Origin of the sequence: Flavobacterium saliperosum (genome assembly GCF_900100625.1) — a bacterium.
GTDB classification, from domain to species: domain Bacteria; phylum Bacteroidota; class Bacteroidia; order Flavobacteriales; family Flavobacteriaceae; genus Flavobacterium; species Flavobacterium saliperosum.
The window spans coordinates 1-2,691 of the sequence record NZ_FMTY01000012.1; the positions used below are offsets into that span (position 1 = coordinate 1).

Annotated in this window: 5 protein-coding genes; all 5 read right to left on the minus strand. The window is 31.1% G+C overall.

The window, feature by feature from the left end:
* On the minus strand, positions 1-280 hold a 280-nt coding region (locus tag BLQ05_RS13390; protein ID WP_074460149.1), incomplete at its 3' end, for a helix-turn-helix domain-containing protein.
* A 206-nt stretch (positions 281-486) separates the two neighbouring features.
* Positions 487-948 (minus strand): DMP19 family protein, encoded by a 462-nt coding sequence (locus BLQ05_RS13395; protein ID WP_023576871.1) that lies wholly within the window; start codon positions 946-948, stop codon positions 487-489.
* A gap of 166 nt (positions 949-1,114) precedes the next feature.
* Positions 1,115-1,522 (minus strand): type II toxin-antitoxin system VapC family toxin, encoded by a 408-nt coding sequence (locus BLQ05_RS13400; protein ID WP_023576872.1) that lies wholly within the window; start codon positions 1,520-1,522, stop codon positions 1,115-1,117.
* Positions 1,522-1,764 (minus strand): DUF6364 family protein, encoded by a 243-nt coding sequence (locus tag BLQ05_RS13405; RefSeq protein ID WP_035654630.1) that lies wholly within the window; start codon positions 1,762-1,764, stop codon positions 1,522-1,524. Before BLQ05_RS13405 ends, BLQ05_RS13400 begins: the two co-directional genes overlap by 1 nt.
* Positions 1,765-1,999: 235 nt before the next feature.
* Positions 2,000-2,485 (minus strand): hypothetical protein, encoded by a 486-nt coding sequence (locus BLQ05_RS13410; RefSeq protein WP_023576873.1) that lies wholly within the window; start codon positions 2,483-2,485, stop codon positions 2,000-2,002.
* Between the last annotated feature and the right edge of the window lie 206 nt (positions 2,486-2,691).

Here is a 2,691-nt window from a genome sequence, read left to right on the forward strand (position 1 = left end):
TCATGTCCTGTTGAAAGTCTTTGATGAATTCCAATGCTTCGATACGGTCTTTTAGTTTTTTGATTTCGTCGTCTTTACTCATGCCTGTAGATTTTTGTTTAAAGGTAGCAAATTTACGAATCCAATAATCAATAGCTGAACGCGATACTTCATACTTTTTTGCAGCATGATTAATGGATATTTGACCATTCGTTACTTTTTCGACAATCTGTAATTTGAGTTCAAAACTGATTTTTTGATACTCTTTTTTTTGGCAGGGTTGATTTTCTGTTTGTTCCATAGTTTGACAAATGTTGTTTAATTTTTTGTCAACCTATTTTAGGATTTTACATTCGGTAAAATTACCGCTAACGTCCCGCCAGCTTGCTGCAGGTGGGGAATTGTTTTCCCAAAACTAACGATTTAAGATTAAGTTTACAAACACAAAACCAACATTTTTTTAGCCTTAAAGCCCCACTTGCTGCAAACTGCTGTTATGGGCTGGTTCTATATCATTTCTTTGTTCTTTTTAATATATTCAATCAAATAGTTCATTATGTTTTCTTCGTACTCATAAAATTTATCGTCAAGTTGGTTCCATTTTTCGGAAATTTCTTCACTCAAATCTTGCATTGTGATTCTTCTAGTTTCAGTATCTTTTGACACTGGAAGCTTAGGGAAAGCATTAATTGCTTCGCTTATTAAATTTGCAGTTTTATACGCACCAATATTTTCATAAGCTTCTAAAACTTCATAAGTATAATCTCCAGAACTGTTGAAAAAGAATTGATCAAAGCCGCCATTATTTACTTGTCCTTCTAGAATATCAACGTAAATGAATGTTCTTTCTATTTCATTTAAGTTTGAGAAATTATCATAATCATATTGAGTTTTTTTCCAAATAGATTCCCCAATTTTTAGAATGATTTCTTCTTCGTTTTGAAGGTTTAGTATATCATCGATTTTCATATACGTTTAGTTTTTCTGAACTTGCCCATAACGTCCCGGGGCTTGGCGTCAGTTGCGGCTAATTTAGCAAAAAGTTTCCAAGTAGGAGAGAATGTTGGTTTTTTCCTGGAGCTTGCAAATACAAAACTTAACCAGCAATTGCGCCAAACCGCTGTTAACCGCTGGCTTACTTTTTCAAATACTCTTTTGCTGTTAGAACAGGAAGGACTGAAGTTTTGAAATCTTTTTTATTTCGTGTTATGATTAAATCCAACTCATTTTCCAATGCTGTATGATATTGAATTGCATCTTCGAAATCTTTAAAATCAGAAACCAACGCTAACTCTAAAATTTTGTCATCCATAGGTAAAACTTCAACCAAAACTTTAAACTTGATTAGAATCTTTCTTGCTTCATCTAACTTATGATTTCTTGCCAATAAGTAATGTGTATTAGCTAGGGTTAAAGAAGAAATATAAAGTTTAACTTTGTTGTGATCCGACAAAGTAAATAATTCTTGCGCTTCTTTATAAAATTCCTCGCGCTTCGAAAGTAAATCTAAAACGATATTTGTATCGACTAATATTTTGTCCATTAAGAATATTTTTTAGATAAGTAATCAGAATATTCTTTTTTATAATCTTTACTCTCAAGCGAGATAACACCAGTAAGACTTTCTACAAGTGGACTCACTTTAGTTTTTTCTGTATTTTTTTTAGTTAAAGACAAAAGATAATTCTCAATAAGCTTTGAAAGACTTACGCTATTGCTTTTAGCATAGAATTTTGCTTCCTCGATTACATTTTGATCGATATTCAATGTCAGTTTCGTATTCATAATAATTAATTTACGTGTAAAATTAAAAAATATATACGTAATAAAAAATTATTTAACGAAATATTTTCCGTCGCGTCCGGTCCGCTTGCGGTTAACGTCCCGTGGCTTTGCGAAGTTTGGGGATTAGTTTACCCAAAAGTATAAATTTAAGACTAAGTTTACAAATACAAAACCAACATTAAATTAAGCCTTAAAGCCCAAATTTCGCAAAACCACTGTTAACGGTAGTGTTTTATTATTGTTTTTTAAAATGCATTGACTTCGCATAATTCATTAATTCTCCTTCATAAAGTCCAAAATTTTCTTCCGGCATATATGCTGTGAAATTGATGGATCTATCAGGCGCAATAATTTTTAAATATGAAAAAAGGATGTATTTTTTACCATTTTCAGTTTTATATTTTTTATAAATTAAAGATCTTTCGCCATCAACTTTACCTAAATCTATCAATTCACCTTTTTTTCTCGCACTTTGAAATTCTGAAATTGTATCATTTAAATTGATGTTTTTTTCATTTATGAAAATACTCGCATCGATTTTTTTATAGTATAACTTTGATAATAAATTACCATAATATTCAGGTTTATATTTTGTTGTGTCAATTTTAACCACTACCACAATGTTTCTTTTAGGTGTAGTGTACTCAAATGGTTTATCACCGTTTTGAGAAAAAATATTTAGAGATGTGAAAACTAAAAATATAAATAGCAATGATTTCATAGTTGATTTTCTACTTCGTTTGTTTAACATTACCGTTAACGTCCCGGGGCTTCATGAAGTTGGGGTTTATATATTTCCAAACCATTGAATAACCACGGAAGCCAAATATATGAAATAACCTTTAAATTTAGCCTTAAAGCCCCAATTTCATGAAACCCCTGTTAACTGCTGGTGCTTTAGCATTATAGACAAAGGTTTTCACGCAA

What these genes read in the sequence shown, in the direction of transcription:
- BLQ05_RS13395 (WP_023576871.1), bottom strand. Translation starts at nt 948, where the DNA reads ATGAAAATCGATGATATACTAAACCTTCAAAACGAAGAAGAAATCATT.
- BLQ05_RS13400 (WP_023576872.1), bottom strand. Translation starts at nt 1,522, where the DNA reads ATGGACAAAATATTAGTCGATACAAATATCGTTTTAGATTTACTTTCG.
- BLQ05_RS13405 (WP_035654630.1), bottom strand. Translation starts at nt 1,764, where the DNA reads ATGAATACGAAACTGACATTGAATATCGATCAAAATGTAATCGAGGAA.
- BLQ05_RS13410 (WP_023576873.1), bottom strand. Translation starts at nt 2,485, where the DNA reads ATGAAATCATTGCTATTTATATTTTTAGTTTTCACATCTCTAAATATT.